Source organism: Enterococcus sp. DIV1337a (assembly GCF_051712285.1).
In the GTDB taxonomy this organism is placed as follows: Bacteria; Bacillota; Bacilli; order Lactobacillales; family Enterococcaceae; genus Enterococcus; species Enterococcus faecalis.
The window spans coordinates 1723421-1741042 of record NZ_JBIOOP010000001.1; the positions used below are offsets into that span (position 1 = coordinate 1723421).

The window sequence follows — 17622 nt, forward strand, 5'->3', positions numbered from 1 at the left end:
TTTAATTATTTTTTTTCTTTTTGGACAGTGTCCACCAGCCAGTCATTGCTAACACTGCTGAACCTAAAATGGTCCACCATGAAGAATTTCTTTCACCGGTTGTTGGTAATGTTCCAGCTGTTTTTGGTTGAACTGCTGAGAGTGGTGTTGATGGTTTGCTCTGTGGGTTCAGGTCTGTTGTAGATTCAGGTTTTGCTGAATCAGTTGTGTTTGTTTCAGTTTTTTCTGAAGAAATTGTCGGTTCGTCAATGGTTGATTTTGGATGTTTGTTTTCAATTTCTGACTTTGGTTCTTCACTTGGCTTTACATGTGAATCTCCGGAACCTTGATTTTCTTCTTTTTCTGGAAGTGTTTCTGTTGGGACTTTTTTTGGTTTTTCTTGTAATTGATTATGCGTAGTTTGTAATTCTTTCAAAGCACGATCAACTTCTTCTTGTGTGGTATTGGCGTCATTGATGACACGTAAAGCTTCTTCCCGAGCTGATTTAAAGGTGTTCCAGCTCTCAGGAGTATAATCAGTTGAACGTAGAGTTGTGACTTGATTGTAGTAAGAACGCAAGGCATTTTTGTTCACTTTTACTTGAACATCACGTGCTTGTAAGCCTTTATGAGCAGCTTGTAACTCTTTCAGCACATGATCCACTTGCGCTTGTGTTGCATTTGTATCATTGATGATTTGCAAGGCTGCTTCGCGAGCTGCTTTGAATTTTTCCCATGATTCTGGTTGATAGTTTGTTGAATCTAAATTTGTCACTTTATTGTAAAAATCTCTTAGTTCGTTTTTATTAACAGGAACGATTTTGTTCAAACCAGCATGACTTTCTGTTAAGTTTTTCAAGGCAGTGTCGACTTGTTCTTGTGTGGCATTAACATCATTTATCACTTTTAAAGCTGCTTCACGTTTTTCTTTAAAAGCTTGCCATGATTCTGGTGTATATTCTGTTGAAACCAGGTTCATGACTTTGTTATAAAATTCTTTTAACTGCTCTTTGTTTACTTTTGAAGGATTGTTTTCGTTATTTTTATCACCGCTGTCTGGATTTTTATTATCAGGATCTGTTGGTTCAACTGGATCAATTGGTGGTTCTGGTTTTTCTGGATTTTTTTCTTCTGGATCGGTTGGTTCAACTGGATCAACTGGCGGTTCTGGTTTTTCACGATCATTTTCAATATCTTGAATTTTTTCTTCGATTACTTTCAAATCGTCTTGAGAATTTGATTCTTCGACTTCTTTGATTAGCGAATCTTTTTCAGTTTCTGTTAAATTCTCATTGTTAGTGATTGAGTCTTTGACTTTATTCTTGGCGTCGTTTAATTCGTTCGCTTCTTTTTCCGCTTTGTTGGTTTCACCTTGTTTGTTTGCTTTTTCATCAACTGAATTGACTTCGTCAACTGTTTTTGAATCCTCGACTTCTTTGATCAAAGAATCTTTTTCTGTATCGGTTAAGTCAGAATTGTTATTGATTGAGTCTTTGACTTTGTTTTTAGTGTCCTCTAACTCTTTCACTTCTTTTTCGGCTTTGTTAGATTCACCTTGTTTTTTAGCTTTGTCTTCAACCGAATTTACTTCGTCAATTGTTTTTGAGCCTTCAGCTTCTTTCGTTAAAGTATCTTTTTCTGTATCAGTTAAGTCAGAATTGTTATTGATTGAGTCTTTGACTTTGTTCTTGGCATCTTCCAATTCTTTTGCTTCTTTTTCGGCTTTGTTAGATTCACCTTGTTTGTTTGCCTTATCGTTAATTGAATTGACTTCTTCAATTGTTTTTGAGTCGTCGACTTCTTTGATTAGCGAATCTTTCTCAGTTTCTGTTAAGTTTTCGTTGTTATTGATTGAATCTTTGACTTTATTTTTGGCGTCGTTTAACTCTTTCACTTCTTTTTCAACTTTGTTAGTTTCACCTTGTTTGTTTGCCTTATCTTCAACTGAATTTACTTCTTCAATTGATTTTGAGTCGTTTACTTCTTTCAATAACGATTCTTTCTCAGTTTCTGTTAAATTCTCATTGTTAGTGATTGAATCTTTAACTTTATTTTTAGCGTCATTTAACTCTTTCACTTCTTTTTCAACTTTGTTGGTTTCACCTTGTTTTTTAGCTTTGTCTTCAACTGAAGTTACTTCGTCAATCGTTTTTGACGATTCCACTTCTTTTATTAGAGAATCTTTTTCTGCGTCGGTTAAGTCAGGATTGTTATTGATTGAATCTTTGACTTTGCTTTTGGTGTCTTCTAACTCTTTCGCTTCTTTTTCGGCTTTGTTAGTTTCGCCTTGTTTGTTTGCTTTGTCTTCAACTGAAGTTACTTCGTCAATTGTTTTTGATGATTCCATTTCTTTTGTTAGAGAATCTTTTTCCGATTCGGTTAAGTTAGGATTGTTATTAATTGAATCTTTTACTTTATTTTTAGCGTCTTCTAACTCTTTGGCTTCTTTTTCAGCTTTGTTAGCTTCGCCTTGTTTGTTGGCTTTGTCTTCAACTGAAGTTACTTCGTCAATTGTTTTTGAGTCGTCCACTTCTTTGACTAGTGAATCTTTTTCTGCGTCGGTTAAGTCAGGATTGTTATTAATTGAATCTTTGACTTTATTTTTAGCGTCTTCTAACTCTTTGGCTTCTTTTTCAGCTTTGTTAGCTTCACCTTGTTTTTTAGCTTTGTCTGCAATTGAATTTACTTCGTCAATTGTTTTTGAATTTTCGACTTCTTTGACTAGTGAATCTTTTTCTGCGTCGGTTAAGTCAGGATTGTTGGTGATTGAATCTTTAACTTTAGTTTTAGCATCTTCTAACTCTTTCGCTTCTTTTTCGGCTTTGTTAGCTTCACCTTGTTTGTTTGCCTTATCGTTAATTGAATTAACTTCGTCAATTGTTTTTGAGTCGTCCACTTCTTTAGCTAGTGAATCTTTTTCTGACTCAGTTAAGTCGTTATTGTTATTAATTGAATCTTTAACTTTGGTTTTGGCATCTTCTAGCTCTTTGGCTTCTTTTTCGGCTTTGTTAGCTTCGCCTTGTTTTTTAGCTTTGTCTGCAATTGAATTTACTTCGTCAATTGTTTTTGAATTTTCGACTTCTTTGACTAGTGAATCTTTTTCTGCGTCGGTTAAGTCAGGATTGTTATTGATTGAATCTTTAACTTTAGTTTTAGCGTCTTCTAACTCTTTCGCTTCTTTTTCAGCTTTGTTAGCTTCACCTTGTTTATCCGCTTTATCTGCAATTGAATTTACTTCGTCAATTGTTTTTGAATTTTCGACTTCTTTGACTAGTGAATCTTTTTCTGCGTCGGTTAAGTCAGGATTGTTATTAATTGAATCTTTGACTTTATTTTTAGCGTCTTCTAACTCTTTCGCTTCTTTTTCGGCTTTGTTAGCTTCGCCTTGTTTGTTGGCTTTGTCTTCAACTGAAGTTACTTCGTCAATTGTTTTTGACGATTCCACTTCTTTTGTTAAGGAATCTTTCTCAGTTTTGGTTAGATTACCGTTGTTATTGATTGAATCTTTGACTTTAGTTTTGGCGTCTTCTAACTCTTTCGCTTCTTTTTCTGCTTTGTTGGTTTCACCTTGTTTATCCGCTTTATCTGCAATTGAATTTACTTCGTCAATTGTTTTTGAATTTTTGACTTCTTTGACTAGTGAATCTTTTTCTGCGTCGGTTAAGTCAGGATTGTTATTAATTGAATCTTTGACTTTATTTTTAGCATCTTCTAACTCTTTGGCTTCTTTTTCAGCTTTGTTAGCTTCACCTTGTTTGTTTGCCTTATCGTTAATTGAATTAACTTCGTCAATTGTTTTTGAATTTTCGACTTCTTTGACTAGTGAATCTTTTTCTGCGTCGGTTAAGTCAGGATTGTTATTAATTGAATCTTTAACTTTATTTTTAGCGTCTTCTAACTCTTTCGCTTCTTTTTCGACTTTGTTAGCTTCGCCTTGTTTGTTGGCTTTGTCTTCAACTGAGTTGACTTCCTCAATTGTTTTTGAGTCGTCTACTTCTTTAGCTAGTGAATCTTTTTCTGACTCAGTTAAGTCGTTATTGTTATTAATTGAATCTTTAACTTTAGTTTTAGCGTCTTCTAACTCTTTCGCTTCTTTTTCTGCTTTGTTAGCTTCGCCTTGTTTTTTAGCTTTGTCTTCGATACCTTTGACTTCTGTACTATTTTTTGCTTCATCTACTTGTTTTTTCAACTCTTCTTTTTCAGTATCAGTTAGATGTTCATTGTTATTAATGGTATCTTTGGTGTTATTTTTTTGATGAATGAAGTTTTCTGTATCTTTGTTTTTTGCATCATTACTGATTTTTTCCAATTGTTCTTGGTTTGTGGCTTCTTTTATTTCTTTTTCAAAGCGATCCTTTTCTTCTGGTGATAGATTTTCTAAGCCATCTAAAATTTCTTGAACTTTTTGTTTTGCTTCATTTAATTCTTTGCGTTTTTGTGCTTCTTGATTTTCAAGATTTTTTGTTTCTGCATCGGTTAAAATCCCTTGAATTTCTTCCACTGTTTGAGCCTTATCAATGTTAGTGATAAATTCTTTTTTTTCTTCTGCCGTTAAATGATTTAATTCTTTGGCAATTTTATCCTTAGCTAATTCTTTTTCTTGACGAAGAGCCTCATCTTGATCTAACGCTTCTTGACGGATACCATTTACTTCATCGACTGTTTGTGCATTATTGATACGTTCAATCAGCTTTTCTTTTGTTATTTTATCTAAATTATCCAAACCATTAATCATATCTTTTGCTTTATTTTTGGCTTCGTTTAATTGTTTTTCTAAACGATTCGCTTCGTCTTTTTGTTGTGCTTGATCGATGATATTTTTTAACGCGTCTAAATCGTTATCAGGATTGTTTAATGCTTCGATTTGTTCAATGAATCCTTCTTTTTCCGCTGGCGTTAAGTCGACAAATTCATTGCTGATTTTGTCTTTTCCTTTGTTTTTTAATTCTTCAAACTGTTTTTCTTTTTCACGACGTGTTGTATCGTCTTGTTTGATTGCTTCTTCAACAATTTGATTGACTTCATCGACTGTTTTGCCGTTATTTACTTGATCACCAAAAGTAGCTTTTTCTTCAGTTGTTAAATCTTTTAATTCATTGATTTTATTTTGCGCATCTTTTTTCGCTGCTTCTAATTCTTTAGCTAAATGATTAGCTTCATCGGTTTGTCGTGCATCTTCCACAACTTGATTGATTTCTTTGACACTTTTGGCGTCGTTTAAACGTTCATTAAAGTGATTATTTTCTGTTTCTGTTAGGTTTTTTAAGTTATTTAATTCTTGTTGCGCGTTATCACGCGTTGCTTGGCGAGCAGCATCCAAATTTTTCATCTCTTCAACTACTTTATTTATCTGGTCTAAATTCGTCGCTTCATCAATTTTATTTTCGGCTGCTTGTTTTTCTTCATTTGTTAAATTCTTCAACTGATTGACTTCATTAATAGCCGCTTCGATTCTTGTATCATTTAATTTTGTGGCTTCTTCCAGAATCGTCGAAATGGTTTTGTTATCTTTGGCTGCATCAATCTTTTTCGCAAAGCCGGCTTTTTCCTCTTCTGTTAAACCAGGCAGCTGATTGATTTCTTGTTTTGCGTCCATTTTCGGTTTACGCGTTGGATCTGCTAAATTACGTGCGTCTTCTAAGATTTTTAGCGCTTCTTCAACCGTTTTGGCATTCATTACTTTCTCTTTAAATTCCGTCTTTTGTTTACTGGTTAAATTCAATTTATCAATTTTTTCAGAAGCATCTTTTTGGACTTGCGACAAGATTTTTTGGGTATTTTCTTCGATTGCTTCTACGACAATATTTTGAATTTGGTTAATTGTTTTGGCTTCTTTTACCCATTCAATATATTGTGATTTTTCTTCTGGTGTTAAGCCATTAAAGGTTCCTTCTTCATTGGTTAAAGCTTTCAAGCGGTTAATTGCATCAATCGCTTGTTTTTGCGCTTCTTCAAAGACTTTGATGGCTTCTGCACGTTCTTCGGCTTCTTTGATAATGGTTTCAATTTCCGCAATGGTCTCGGCATTTTCAATTCGTTCTGTAAAACTATTTTGCCAATTTTTCGGTAAAACCAATTGGTTGATTTCTGTTTTGGCTTCTTTTTTTGCATTAGCTAAATTCTGTGCATCTTTTTCATTAGCTTCTTTAACAACGTCTTTGATTTCTTGACCATTTTTCGTTTGGTTCACTTTTTGAACAAATTCATCTTTTTCTACTTGTGATAAATTCGGTAATTTTTGAATTGCTTCAATCGCATCTTTTTGTGCTTCACTTAAGGGGATAACCGTCAAAACACCAGCATTCGTATAAATACTTGCTTGGTCTTCACTTAAAACATCAGTCGCTTTCACTCCGTTTGATTTCACAATTAATTGGGCATAGTATTGACTAAAATCATCAGTTAATTGAACATTTTTTAACACCAATGTACGTCCAGTTTCACCAATAATTTTTTGTCCCTTGTTCTTTTGAGAGGGGTCGCCTTTAAACCATTGAATATAATACCCATTTTTCACATTTGGGTCATTGGCATCTTGGAACCATTCTTCATCATATCCTGAAATAGTGAACTTGGCGTCATCTCCTTCAACGACACGTTGATTGTCGGCACTTGGATCAATTCCGTTTCCGATTAAAATTGTTTTTGAACCAGAAATTGGTTTTCCATCACCAATATCAACAGTCGCTGTAATCGTTAAGGGACCAAACTTCGTTTTATCGTTAGTTAAAACCAAACGACCAGTTTTGGGATCAATTGTTCCTAATTCAGGATTATCAATCGACCATTTAACTTCTCCTTGACCATTTGTTGGGATAATTTGCACGCTAGGCTGAACAACAATCGATTCAGCCTGAATATTATCAAAACCGCCTTTTAAAATCCCTTCACGTAACGCTTCTGTCGTTAATTGGTTATTCACATAGTAATCACGTGGCGTGTCGACAACAATTTTTGAGACAGGATGTTCCACAATAAATTCAATCGAAGCAACATTAGAATACAAGTCACCACCACGACCAATCAACCGTCCTTCCCACCAAGTATGTTGTTGATAATAAGTGGTTTTGACTTTATCAGAAGTGACTGTTAATTTTTTGCTCTCGCCACCTTCTGTTTTCGGCACAACTTCCCATGTTTTTCCATCTGTGGAACGATACCATTGATATTTTGAAACGGCTAAAAGATTTGGCTTATCTAATAAAGTCCAATCAGCAGAAGGATTTAAAGTTACTGTCGTATTAATATCAGCAACGGTACTCATTGGCTGTTTGAAATAGCCTGAACGTAATGTATCCAACCCAGTGATCGAAACACCTCGAGGGGACGGGGGAAATTTCGGTACAATTTCATTGGCAACCGTTGTAAAATTCCGTTCTTCTTCTGCATGAGCAACCAGGCTTGAGGTAGTTGCTGAATAGGTGCCTAACGTTAATAAAACACTCGACCAAAGCAAGACTTTGCGGCTCTTCGTCTCCTTTTTTTGTTTGTTGTTGATTGTCATTAAAATTCCTCCCAAATAATTTTTCTAACAAAACACTCAATTTTCAGGCACGTTTTTAGGATAATCGTAGACAAAAAGCTACCACTATTTCTCAATTATTCGTTATCTTTTCTTTTATACTGAAAGGTGAGTATATCTATTTTACTAGGAGTATAAATAATATCCTAATCAATCTTTCTTATATAACGATCGTTTTAGACAATACAATTAAATTGTCTATTCATTCCATAAAAAAATTAAAATTACTATTTTATTAACAATTGAAGCATAAAAAAACCATTGAGAATTCCTCATTATACTCTTCTATTATCTTCATAATACCCACATTATTTTGAACAAAAAAAAGATTCGTTTTAAAAACGAATCTTTTTTTAGTATATTAATATTATTATTCTAGCAAACGAAAATATAAGTAAACAACTAAATCAATTAAGCAAACAACAAAAATTGCCAATAATACAAAAGAGACCCGCAATTCTGCAGCGTACATCCCTCGCAAACTAATTGTTGCCAAACATAACCCAAAAATCGTTGCCATTGTCACTTGTAACACAGTTCCTGGTTTTAGGGCATAAACAAAAATGCCAATCAAACTAGAAACAACCAGGTGTGTCAGTGGCAATTGAAGCCAATTCACGACAAACAAACTAAGAAAACACCCTAAAAGAGTTCCCCAAAAACGCGTCTTAATACGTGTGTTCATTTCTGCTTTCACAGGATGCAGGAGTAGAAAAACATTCATCGGAATCCAAATTATTTTAATACCTCCGACACTCCACATTAAAACAAAGCTCAGCGTAATAGTGAAACTCATCCGAACAGCTAAACGAAATCGTTGCACCCTTTCGTCAGGACTTTCTAAAAATTGTTTGAAACTTGTGATCCCCAAAAAAGTCTGTTGTAAGTCGTGCCAGAAATTAATAACCGCCAATTTTTGTTGCTTCATATTTAATTGAATGCTTTTATGGCCTCTACTCTTTAAGCTGGTTAGCTGACTTAATCCTGTTTGCCACCAAGCGTTTAGTGTTAAAGCCAATAAAAAAAGACCAATTAAAAAGGCCACAACTTGAGATTGCATCAAAAATGTATTTCCTTTAACCTGGATTAACTGACAAAACGTAAACATCATCAAGTAACTATGATACCGCATCGGCGTCGCAGATGAATAAAATAAATAAACAATTAAAAATGTCACACTACTATTTAAAATAATAGACCAGCTAAAGGAACTACTAGCTATAAATGCTAAAAAACTGATCACAAATTGCCTGATACTCATTTTGAGCAGCGCTACAAACGAATAATCTTTTTTATAGTTAATTTTAAACATAATAGTAAATACAGGCACCATAATTAAATAGCTTGGGGAAAATAAAAAATCCAATGTATAAAAACTAACCAAAAAAAAGGCGATGACTGGGAAAATGGCCCCAACATACGCAAAAAATTGCTGACTTTTTGTACTAAAAAAATAAATAACAATCACTCCAATATCGATTCCTTATCCATTGTAACATGCTTGTCAATTCCCTCTTCAAATTGAATATACCAATTCGTTAAAAATAAATAAAAAAGCAAATAAATACGCTTTCATTTCTCGTTTTTTGTGCTATAATCAGCCTATATGATATATCATTTAAAACAAAGGAGCTACTTTCATGAATATTCAAGCGATTGATACGCGACACGGAACTGCCAACCAACATAGTTTTTCAAATGGGAATTGTCTACCCTATACTGGCGTGCCATTTGGGATGAACTTTTACGCCCCGCAAACAACCGACCAAAAAGGCAGCTGGTGGTTTCATCCAGAAGATCGAACATTTCAAGGCTATCGAGTAACGCATCAACCAAGTCCTTGGATGGGTGATTTTAGCCATTTATTAATGACCCCTGTCAGTGGTTCATTGTCGGAACTTTCTTTATTCCATGCCCAAAGTTCTTATCGTCCAGAAGAAAGCCTTTTTTCTCCTGTCGAAATTAACTTAACTCAATTACGCTATCAAATAACTTCTCAATTAATCCCAAGCATGTATGGTGGTATCTTAACCATGGATTATCAACAAAAAGATAATCACTTACTACTAACTCTGCCTGGACGTTATCAAGTAAAACAATTAGATGACCATCAAGTGGCTGTAAAAGTCATCAACTATTCTGGTTGTGAAGATCCAGATTTTCGTTTTTATTTTGTGCTTCATTTTGAACAGCCTTTGACCAAATGGTTTGCCCCTTCTTCAGGCGAAGATGGCAAAATCCTTCTTTCTTTTGGAAATATTGCTCAACAAGTTGTTCATTTTAGTAGTTCATTTATTTCTGAAAAACAAGCGCAGTTAAATTTAGCGCGAGAAATCTCTTTCCGTTCTACTGAGATGCTACAACAAGGAATCGCAGATTGGCAGAATTATTTCGATCGCCTTAAAGTAACGCATGAAAATCCTGAACATACTAAAACGTTTTATCATACACTGTATCGAACATTCCTATTTCCACAAACCTTTTATGAATTGGACGAAAATCAGCAGCCAATTCATTATGATACGTTTTCACAAACTGTTCGCCCTGGTGTGCTATATACCAATAATGGCTTTTGGGATACTTACAAAACGGTCTACCCATTGTTCTCGCTGATTGCTCAGGAAAAATACGAAGAGATGCTAGAAGGCTTTTTAAATAGTTACAACGAAACAGGTTTCTTGCCAAAATGGTTATCGCCAGATGAGCGTGGTTTAATGCCTGGCACCTTGATTGACGCTGTCATTGCTGATGCCGCCGTGAAAAAGATTCGTCCTGACTTGATGCCTCAGTTCCTAGAAGCGATGAAAAAAGGCGCCACACAACAAAGCGAACGAGAAAATTATGGACGTCAAGGAACTCTGGATTATCTAAAATATGGCTATGTTCCTTCAACCTATCATGAATCTGTCAATCATACCTTAGACTATGCGTATAGCGATTTCTGTATTTCACAAGTTGCAAAAACATTGAATGATTTAGAGACAGCAACGTTTTATCGTCAACAAGCCTTGAATTATCAACAACTTTTTAATCCTGAAACTGGCTTTATGCAAGCAAAGGATACTGAAGGCAATTTCCGTCCTGACTTTTTAGATATTCGTTGGGGCAAAGATTACGCCGAAGGAAGTGCTTGGCAATCAAGTTTTGCGGTCTATCAAGATTTTGCAGGTTTGATTAAGCTATATGGTAGCGAGTTAACTTTCGAAAAAAAATTAATTCAGCTTTGCAATCAAGCGCCTAACTTTAACGTTGAAGGCTATGGTTTTGAAATTCATGAAATGAGTGAAATGGCGGCAATTGATTTTGGTCAATTAGCTATCTCAAATCAACCAAGTTTCCATTATCCGTTTCTATTCAGCTACATTGGTAAACCAGAGATGGCTCAACCACTTTTAAAACAATTGATGCAAACATTTAATGCTTCACCAACTGGCTATCCAGGCGATGAAGACAATGGTAGTATGTCTGCTTGGTATATTTTTAATAGCTTAGGCTTTTATCCAGTCACACCAGGAACTGGTGAATATGTAATCGGGATGCCTTTAGTCCAGACGGCGGAAGTAAAACTGTCAAATGGTAAACACTTAACCATTCAGACATCACCGAACAAAGTCCAACAACAATTTATTCATGAAATTCAGTTAAACCAAGAAAAACATACTGCACCTTATTTTACTCATCAAGAACTATTAAACGGCGGGACTTTAGATTATCAATTAGGGATCGTCCCGAATCCACAAAACACAGCAGAACGACCGTTTTCATTAAGTACGGAAAAATAATAAAAAGAAAGATGTTCAATTTTTATGAACATCTTTCTTTTTATTCTTCGACACCTGCGTAATTTGACTGGTATTGTTCTCGAAATTCTTTTGGCGTAATTCCATTTAATTTTTTAAACATTTTTGAAAAATAATTGGTATTATTGAACCCTACTTTTTCTGAAATTTCGTTGATTGTATCATCCGTGTACAATAATAATTTCTGGGCATGCTTGGTACGCACTTGATTCAAATATTGAGAAAAACTCCGCTTGGTTTCTTTTTTGAAAATTTGGCCTAAATAACTAGGGTTCAAATGAAGCTCATCCGCCACCATTTTTAAGTTTAGTTCTTCTAAATAGCCTTGTTCAATTCTTTCTACAGCTTGGCTAACACTTTCTGAATATTTTTTTATTTTAGGTTTATTTTTCACTTCTGTTAAGACTTGCTGCATTAACGCATACAGTGTATTAAGATTGTTGCTAGCTCGAATTTCTTCCACGATTTTTTCATAGTTTTCTTCTAACACAGTTGGATACTGACGAGAAATATCTGAAAAAAGTAAAAAGACTACATAGCGTACATATTCTGGTGTAGCGTGTTGTTGACTTAACTGATTGAAAATGGCATCTAATTCCCGTTGAATGGTCTGCATATCCCCAATCATCAAGGCTTGGTTAAACGCTAGAAAAGTAAAATCTTCTGCCGAACGATTCATTTGTTCTTTTTGATTATTTGGCAGAAATTCTTGATAGAACGTTTCAATTGCTTGCAACTGTTTTACTTTCTCATAACTTTCATAAACCGTTTCCCATTCGTTGACAGATTCCCCTACAAAAATCTGACCTTGACCAGCTAGAATAGCTTCTATTTCACGAATAAATAAGAACGCTTCTTGTCTGGCCCCTTTATAGATAAGTAACAATTGGTGGTACGTACTCATCCAACTTTCAATGAATAACAGTTGGCCTTTTTTCATAAATAGTTCCTTGATTGTTTCTAAAAATGGCATCTCAGCTTCAACCAATAAAACGGTGAAATCACCTAGTTTTATAGTCGCAAATTGCTGCATTAACTCTTCGTATTCCCCTTCGCTGATTTCATCATTAAGCCAACGCATCAAGCCATTTTCTAGATATAGACGCACGCGGGCATGGGATTTTTTTTGTTGGTCCAATTCTGTTTTAATTCTCTGGATATTGGCTAATAGTTCTTGCTTATTGACTGGTTTCAAAAGATAATCTTGGACCTGCAAAGCCATGCCTTTTTTGACGTAATCAAACTCTTGATAACCTGATAAAATTAAACTAATAAATTGATGCCCTTTTTTCTTTGCTTGCTCAATTAATTCGATCCCACTCATTTCCGGCATCGTAATATCTGTTAATAAAACATCAATGGATTCTGTTTCTAAAAAAGCCAATGCTTCTTGCGCACTACGCGCTGTTTTAACAATTTCAAAGCCTAACTCTTGCCAAGGAATAATCCATTTTAAGCCTTCTAAAATCATATATTCATCATCAACAAACATCACTCGATACATTTTTTCACCCCTTATGCTACAAAAGAAAGACGAATTGTCGTCCCTTCTCCTTCTTTCCCTTCAATCGTTAAACCATAACTCTCCCCAAAAAAGCGTTGTAAACGTTCATGAACATTTCTTAACCCAATGGATTGTTCCGTTTCTATTTCTGTTTGATTTAAACGTTCGCGAATTTCCTCTAACCGATTGGCGGTAATTCCTTTTCCATTATCCACAACAGCCACAATAATTTTTTCGCCTTCTCGGTAGGCGTGGACCTTGATAGCATTGTCTTGTCGTTGATAGTCAATTCCATGCACAAAATAATTTTCGACAAGCGGCTGAATGATAAACTTAGGAATTTCAACATCAGCAATTGTTTCTTCTATTTCGAACTTATAGGCAAATTGATCGGGATAACGCATTTGATACAAATACACATACTTTTCGCAAAATAAGATTTCCTCTGCCAAAGTCGTGGTTTTTTCTTGGTTAATATTATTCCTAAGTAGTGTTGAAAAAGCATAGACAACATCAGCTAGTTCTTCTTGTTGCCGACTCAAGGCATACATGCGAATATATTCCAACGTATTATAAAGAAAATGAGGATTAATTTGCGACTGTAACGCTCTCATGTGGGCATCACGTTGCTTAATTTCTAAAGTATAAATATCGTGAATGTATTGATCTAAACTGTCTACCATAAAATTAATCGCGGAAGCAATATCATTCAACTCTTCCTGAACTTGATTCGTATCAATTCGTTCTTTTAAATTGCCATCGCCAATGGCTCGTGTCGCTTCTAAAATTAATTGGACTTGTTGAGAATAGCGTTTAAACAAGCGGTTTAAGCCCACTAATAAAATAACAATCAAAAGTAAACCAATCCCTAAAATGGCCGCATAGTTCATAAACAATTGTTGAAATAAGACTCGGCGGCTTGTTAACAAGAGAATGGTGCTCCGGCCACTGCTTTCTATTTCCGTAATATCATAGCGAGTATGAAAAACCTGTTGGATGTCACTATCGGTGTGCATTCTTTTATCTAGTTGCTGCTCTTCTTCTTTAGTAAATTGCGCTTTTTCAGAAAAAATTTGATTCCCAGCACTATCATAGATAAACGCATTAATGCCTGATTTTTTCAATAAGTCTGCTTGATTGCCTAGTAACTCTTGACTTGAAAACACAGTGTACAATTCTCCCAGCGGTTGTCCTGTATAAGGATCGGAGATAATTCGCATTAGTTGAAAACCATGTTTTTTAATTGATGACATATCCATTTTTTTCCCATTTGTAGCTGTGCGATTGGCGAACAAAACCTGATCAAATTCATCTAAACGAATAATCACTTCTTCTAAGTCAGGAAACGTGCTAAATAAAGTACTTAAATTATTTCCAAAGTGGGTACTGACCCGATCTTCCGACCATTGGCTATAAGTATAGTCAAAATACTCAGGAGGAGAAAGTTCCATATATTTTCGCATGTTTTCAATTTTACTTGCAGAGCCAGCTAATTCATTAATCATATTCGTCGCTGCATTATTTTTATTCGTTACATAGCTGTCAATTTGGGAAACGGCGTTATTTTTTTGTGAATCAATGGATAACTTAATTGTATAAGTAACATAAACGCACAAAGCAGCCACCGTTAACAAAATAATACTTGTTAACAGTAGACTGTATTTTTGTACTAATCGATTTAATAAATATTTTTTTTTAAACAGTTTTTTGAAGATTCGCTTCATTTTGTTCCAACTTTCCATCAATAAACTGGCGATTTTTACGCGTGACATAGGCACACCACATCATAATTAAGGCAAACGAAGCAAATAGTAGCAGTCCTTTCATCTTCCAAGTTAAAGCAACGATACTAATTACACCGAATAAGACTTTAAAAAATACACCGAGGTTTAAAAAGATACTGATAAATGAAAGCTTCATTAAATCAATAGTTGAGATAAAATAGCTTCCTTCATATAGTAGCATATAAATATAAAAAATAACGAGTATTAGTGAAACAAAAAATAAAATAAAAGTAATAATTAACCACATTATCCCAGTAAATTGAACGGCTAAATAAATATTATAAAAAATAAATCCTAAAGTGAAGAGAAAAAGTAAAAAATAACAGTTACTTCTTTTAAAATGTGCTTTCCATGATTCAAATGCTCGTTTAACGGTGATTGCTTGATAATTCATGCCCTCTTCCAAAATGAAATCAGTCATCATTTGGAGTGCTGGACCAACACCAAAAATAATCCCTCCAGCTAAACTAAATAACACAAACAGTAAATTTAGTTTGATTACTGTCCAGGAAAGGTAAAACAACCGTTGAATCCCTGTACTTTCCATCTTCCTCTTCCTTTCTATTATGTAAAAGGCTGAACCAAAAGCGCTCAGCTAATGCCTCAGCCTCCTGTGATTATTTTTGAGATTGGATATATTCGTCTAATTGTGTTTGCATTTCTTTTTGAACTTTATCCCAGCCAGCTGTTTTCAAGTCATCCATTAATTTTGGAAGTGTTTCTTCTGGATCAACAGTTCCTGTATTTAAGCTTGCTGCGTAACGGTTCATAACTGTAGCAACGTTAGTGATTTCAGTTTTCACTTTATCATTTACAAAAGTGAAACCAAGAATTGGTGAATCTTTTGCTTCTTCGATGCTCTTATCACGTTCTTTAACCATTTCTTCAGTGACAGATTCTTCTGGCCAAATGATTAAGTTGTTTCCTGTGTTCCAAGCACTCAAATGAGTTGTTGGTGTGTAATCTTTCAATAATTTCACGCGATCATCGCCAACTTTTTCATATTGTTTGCCTTCTTCACCATAAACAAGTCCGTTTAACAATTCTGGATTGCTGTTTAATAAGCCTAGCAATTCAACAGCTTTTTCTTTGTTTTTAGACGTATTGGCAACAACATAGTTAGCCATTTGCGCTTGTGATGTTGTTTTTAATGGTTCTGTTAGTGGGCGAGAAACAAGTGGTTTGCCAGCAGCTTGTGTTAAGATTGTATCACCATAATCCATAGGTCCTTGTGTTTCTTGACGCATGAACCAAGTATTGGTATTTAAGTCATATGGTGTTGTACTTGTAGCAGCATCTGTTGGAATTAAGCCATCTTTATACCATTGATGTAAGACTTTTAAATTATTAATCATGTCTTTGTCGGCATATTGGTTAATAATTTTTGGTGAGCCAGTATCAGTTGTTTTTACTGCAAATGGATATTGGTTACCAATAGGGAAGTCATAATTACCTGTTGCAAAGAATGTTTGGCCGATAGCAAAAGCAGCAATATTTGGTTCTTTTTTATGGAATTCTTTTAGAACTTCCGTTGCACTTTCATAACTACCATCAACTTTACTAATATCTAAATTGTATTTATCGACATATTCTTTATTAAAAGTTAAAACTTGTTGACCGTAAGAGTTACCTAAAATTGGGAACGCATACAGTTTTCCATTGATCGTATTTCCTTTAATATAGTTATCTGGCAATTGATCATAGGCTTCTTTGGCATATTTAGGTGCTAACTCAGTTAAATCAGCATAGGCGCCTTTTTGTGCATTCGTTGCATAATTTTGTGCTAATGAAATATCATAGCTTTCACCAGAAGCAACGATTGTTGACATTTTTTGGTCCCAATCGCCCCAACCAACAAATTCCATTTTTAATTTTGCCCCAATTTTTTTCTCGATAATTTTATTCGCATTATCGATTAATTGGTCATAATTATCTGGTTTGTCCCCAACACGATACATTAATAACGTTGGTGTACTATCATCACCTTTTGACGCTGCATCTTTTGAAGATTTACCGCACGCGCTCAATCCTACAGCTAAAGCTGCTGCGCCAGCTACGGCTAATCCTTTTTGCCATTTTTTCATTCCTTATTTCCTCCTGTACAATTTTATTCTTTCACGCCACCGATTGTTAAACCACCCACGAAATATTTTTGGAAGAATGGATAAGTTAACGCAATTGGTAACGTAGATAAGACAACAATCGCCATTCGAGCCGATTCACTTGGTAGAACGCCTAACCCTTCTTGTGCTGCTGCACCCATATCCGTACTTCTTGATAAGAACTCTAAGTTGTTTTGAATTTTCATCAATAAGTACTGTAATGGTACCAAGGAATCTTTTTGAATGTAAAGTAATGCATTGAACCAATCGTTCCAATAACCCAAAGCCGCAAACAAACTAATTGTGGCAATCCCTGGAACGGCTAGTGGTAACACAATGCTGACAAAAATGCGCATTTCACTTGCGCCATCAATACGCGCTGATTCAATAATACTGTCAGGCACGGTTTTCTTGAAAAACGTTCGCATCACTAAAATATTAAATGGTCCTAAAGCTAAAGGCAAAATTAACGCCCAAATTGTATCTTTCAATTGCAATAAGTTTGTCATTACTAAATAGTTCGCAACCATCCCTGGTGAAAATAACATTGTAATTAACGCAAACAATGTAAAGAATTTTTTAAATGGAAAGTTGGAACGAGAAATGACATAGGCATATAATGACGTCATTGTTGCATTGACAATCGTCCCTGTCACCGTAATGAAGACCGTTACCCCTAAGGCATGAATAATGCGTTGACTCATTGCCCCTTGGAAAATGTAACGATAGGCCTCCAATGAAAATTCTTTTGGCCAAAACCGGTAGCCGTTTGCTGCTAATGATCCTTCACTTGTCAATGAAATCATAATAACAAAGAAAAACGGAACCACACAGGAAATAGCAAAAATAGCAATGACAATATTGAAAATCAAATTCGCTGTCGGATTGAAGGATCGAACGTTAACGCTAGTGACTTTTTTCTTTTTCATAA

General features: G+C 35.0%; 8 protein-coding genes. 1 reads left to right on the plus strand and 7 read right to left on the minus strand.

Annotation, left to right across the window (positions count from 1 at the left end; genetic code table 11):
- Position 1 precedes the first annotated feature (1 nt).
- Together IGL49_RS08270 and IGL49_RS08275 are read right to left on the minus strand one after the other, a co-directional pair.
- Positions 2 to 7483 (minus strand): LPXTG cell wall anchor domain-containing protein, encoded by a 7482-nt coding sequence (locus tag IGL49_RS08270; protein ID WP_104853707.1) that lies wholly within the window; start codon positions 7481 to 7483, stop codon positions 2 to 4.
- Between the two features lie 388 nt (positions 7484 to 7871).
- Positions 7872 to 8969 (minus strand): FUSC family protein, encoded by a 1098-nt coding sequence (locus tag IGL49_RS08275; RefSeq protein ID WP_104853706.1) that lies wholly within the window; start codon positions 8967 to 8969, stop codon positions 7872 to 7874.
- Positions 8970 to 9141: 172 nt separating this feature from the next.
- On the opposite strand from IGL49_RS08275, the gene IGL49_RS08280 reads away from it, so the two are divergent.
- The gene (locus tag IGL49_RS08280; RefSeq protein WP_104853705.1) at positions 9142 to 11283 is read left to right on the plus strand and encodes a GH92 family glycosyl hydrolase; all 2142 of its coding nucleotides are present in this window, start codon (positions 9142 to 9144) and stop codon (positions 11281 to 11283) included.
- 40 nt (positions 11284 to 11323) lie between these two features.
- Here the strand turns inward: IGL49_RS08280 and IGL49_RS08285 are convergent, their stop codons facing one another.
- The 5 genes from IGL49_RS08285 to IGL49_RS08305 form a co-directional block, all read right to left on the minus strand.
- Positions 11324 to 12805 carry a response regulator transcription factor gene (locus IGL49_RS08285; RefSeq protein WP_104853704.1) on the minus strand — a complete coding sequence of 494 codons (1482 nt, stop codon included), beginning with the start codon at positions 12803 to 12805 and terminating at the stop codon, positions 11324 to 11326.
- A gap of 11 nt (positions 12806 to 12816) precedes the next feature.
- Complete coding sequence (locus IGL49_RS08290; RefSeq protein ID WP_164982880.1) at positions 12817 to 14547, minus strand: sensor histidine kinase; 1731 nt, start codon at positions 14545 to 14547, stop codon at positions 12817 to 12819.
- Positions 14501 to 15136, minus strand: a complete 636-nt coding sequence (locus tag IGL49_RS08295; RefSeq protein ID WP_104853702.1) for a YesL family protein — start codon at positions 15134 to 15136, stop codon at positions 14501 to 14503. Before IGL49_RS08295 ends, IGL49_RS08290 begins: the two co-directional genes overlap by 47 nt.
- A gap of 70 nt (positions 15137 to 15206) precedes the next feature.
- Complete coding sequence (locus IGL49_RS08300; protein WP_104853701.1) at positions 15207 to 16673, minus strand: ABC transporter substrate-binding protein; 1467 nt, start codon at positions 16671 to 16673, stop codon at positions 15207 to 15209.
- Between the two features lie 23 nt (positions 16674 to 16696).
- Positions 16697 to 17620: a carbohydrate ABC transporter permease gene (locus IGL49_RS08305; RefSeq protein WP_104853700.1), complete on the minus strand. Its 924-nt coding sequence runs from the start codon at positions 17618 to 17620 to the stop codon at positions 16697 to 16699.
- Positions 17621 to 17622 lie beyond the last annotated feature (2 nt).

What these genes read in the sequence shown, in the direction of transcription:
- IGL49_RS08270 (WP_104853707.1), bottom strand. Translation starts at nt 7,483, where the DNA reads ATGACAATCAACAACAAACAAAAAAAGGAGACGAAGAGCCGCAAAGTC.
- IGL49_RS08280 (WP_104853705.1), top strand. Translation starts at nt 9,142, where the DNA reads ATGAATATTCAAGCGATTGATACGCGACACGGAACTGCCAACCAACAT.
- IGL49_RS08285 (WP_104853704.1), bottom strand. Translation starts at nt 12,805, where the DNA reads ATGTATCGAGTGATGTTTGTTGATGATGAATATATGATTTTAGAAGGC.
- IGL49_RS08290 (WP_164982880.1), bottom strand. Translation starts at nt 14,547, where the DNA reads ATGGAAAGTTGGAACAAAATGAAGCGAATCTTCAAAAAACTGTTTAAA.
- IGL49_RS08295 (WP_104853702.1), bottom strand. Translation starts at nt 15,136, where the DNA reads ATGGAAAGTACAGGGATTCAACGGTTGTTTTACCTTTCCTGGACAGTA.
- IGL49_RS08300 (WP_104853701.1), bottom strand. Translation starts at nt 16,673, where the DNA reads ATGAAAAAATGGCAAAAAGGATTAGCCGTAGCTGGCGCAGCAGCTTTA.
- IGL49_RS08305 (WP_104853700.1), bottom strand. Translation starts at nt 17,620, where the DNA reads ATGAAAAAGAAAAAAGTCACTAGCGTTAACGTTCGATCCTTCAATCCG.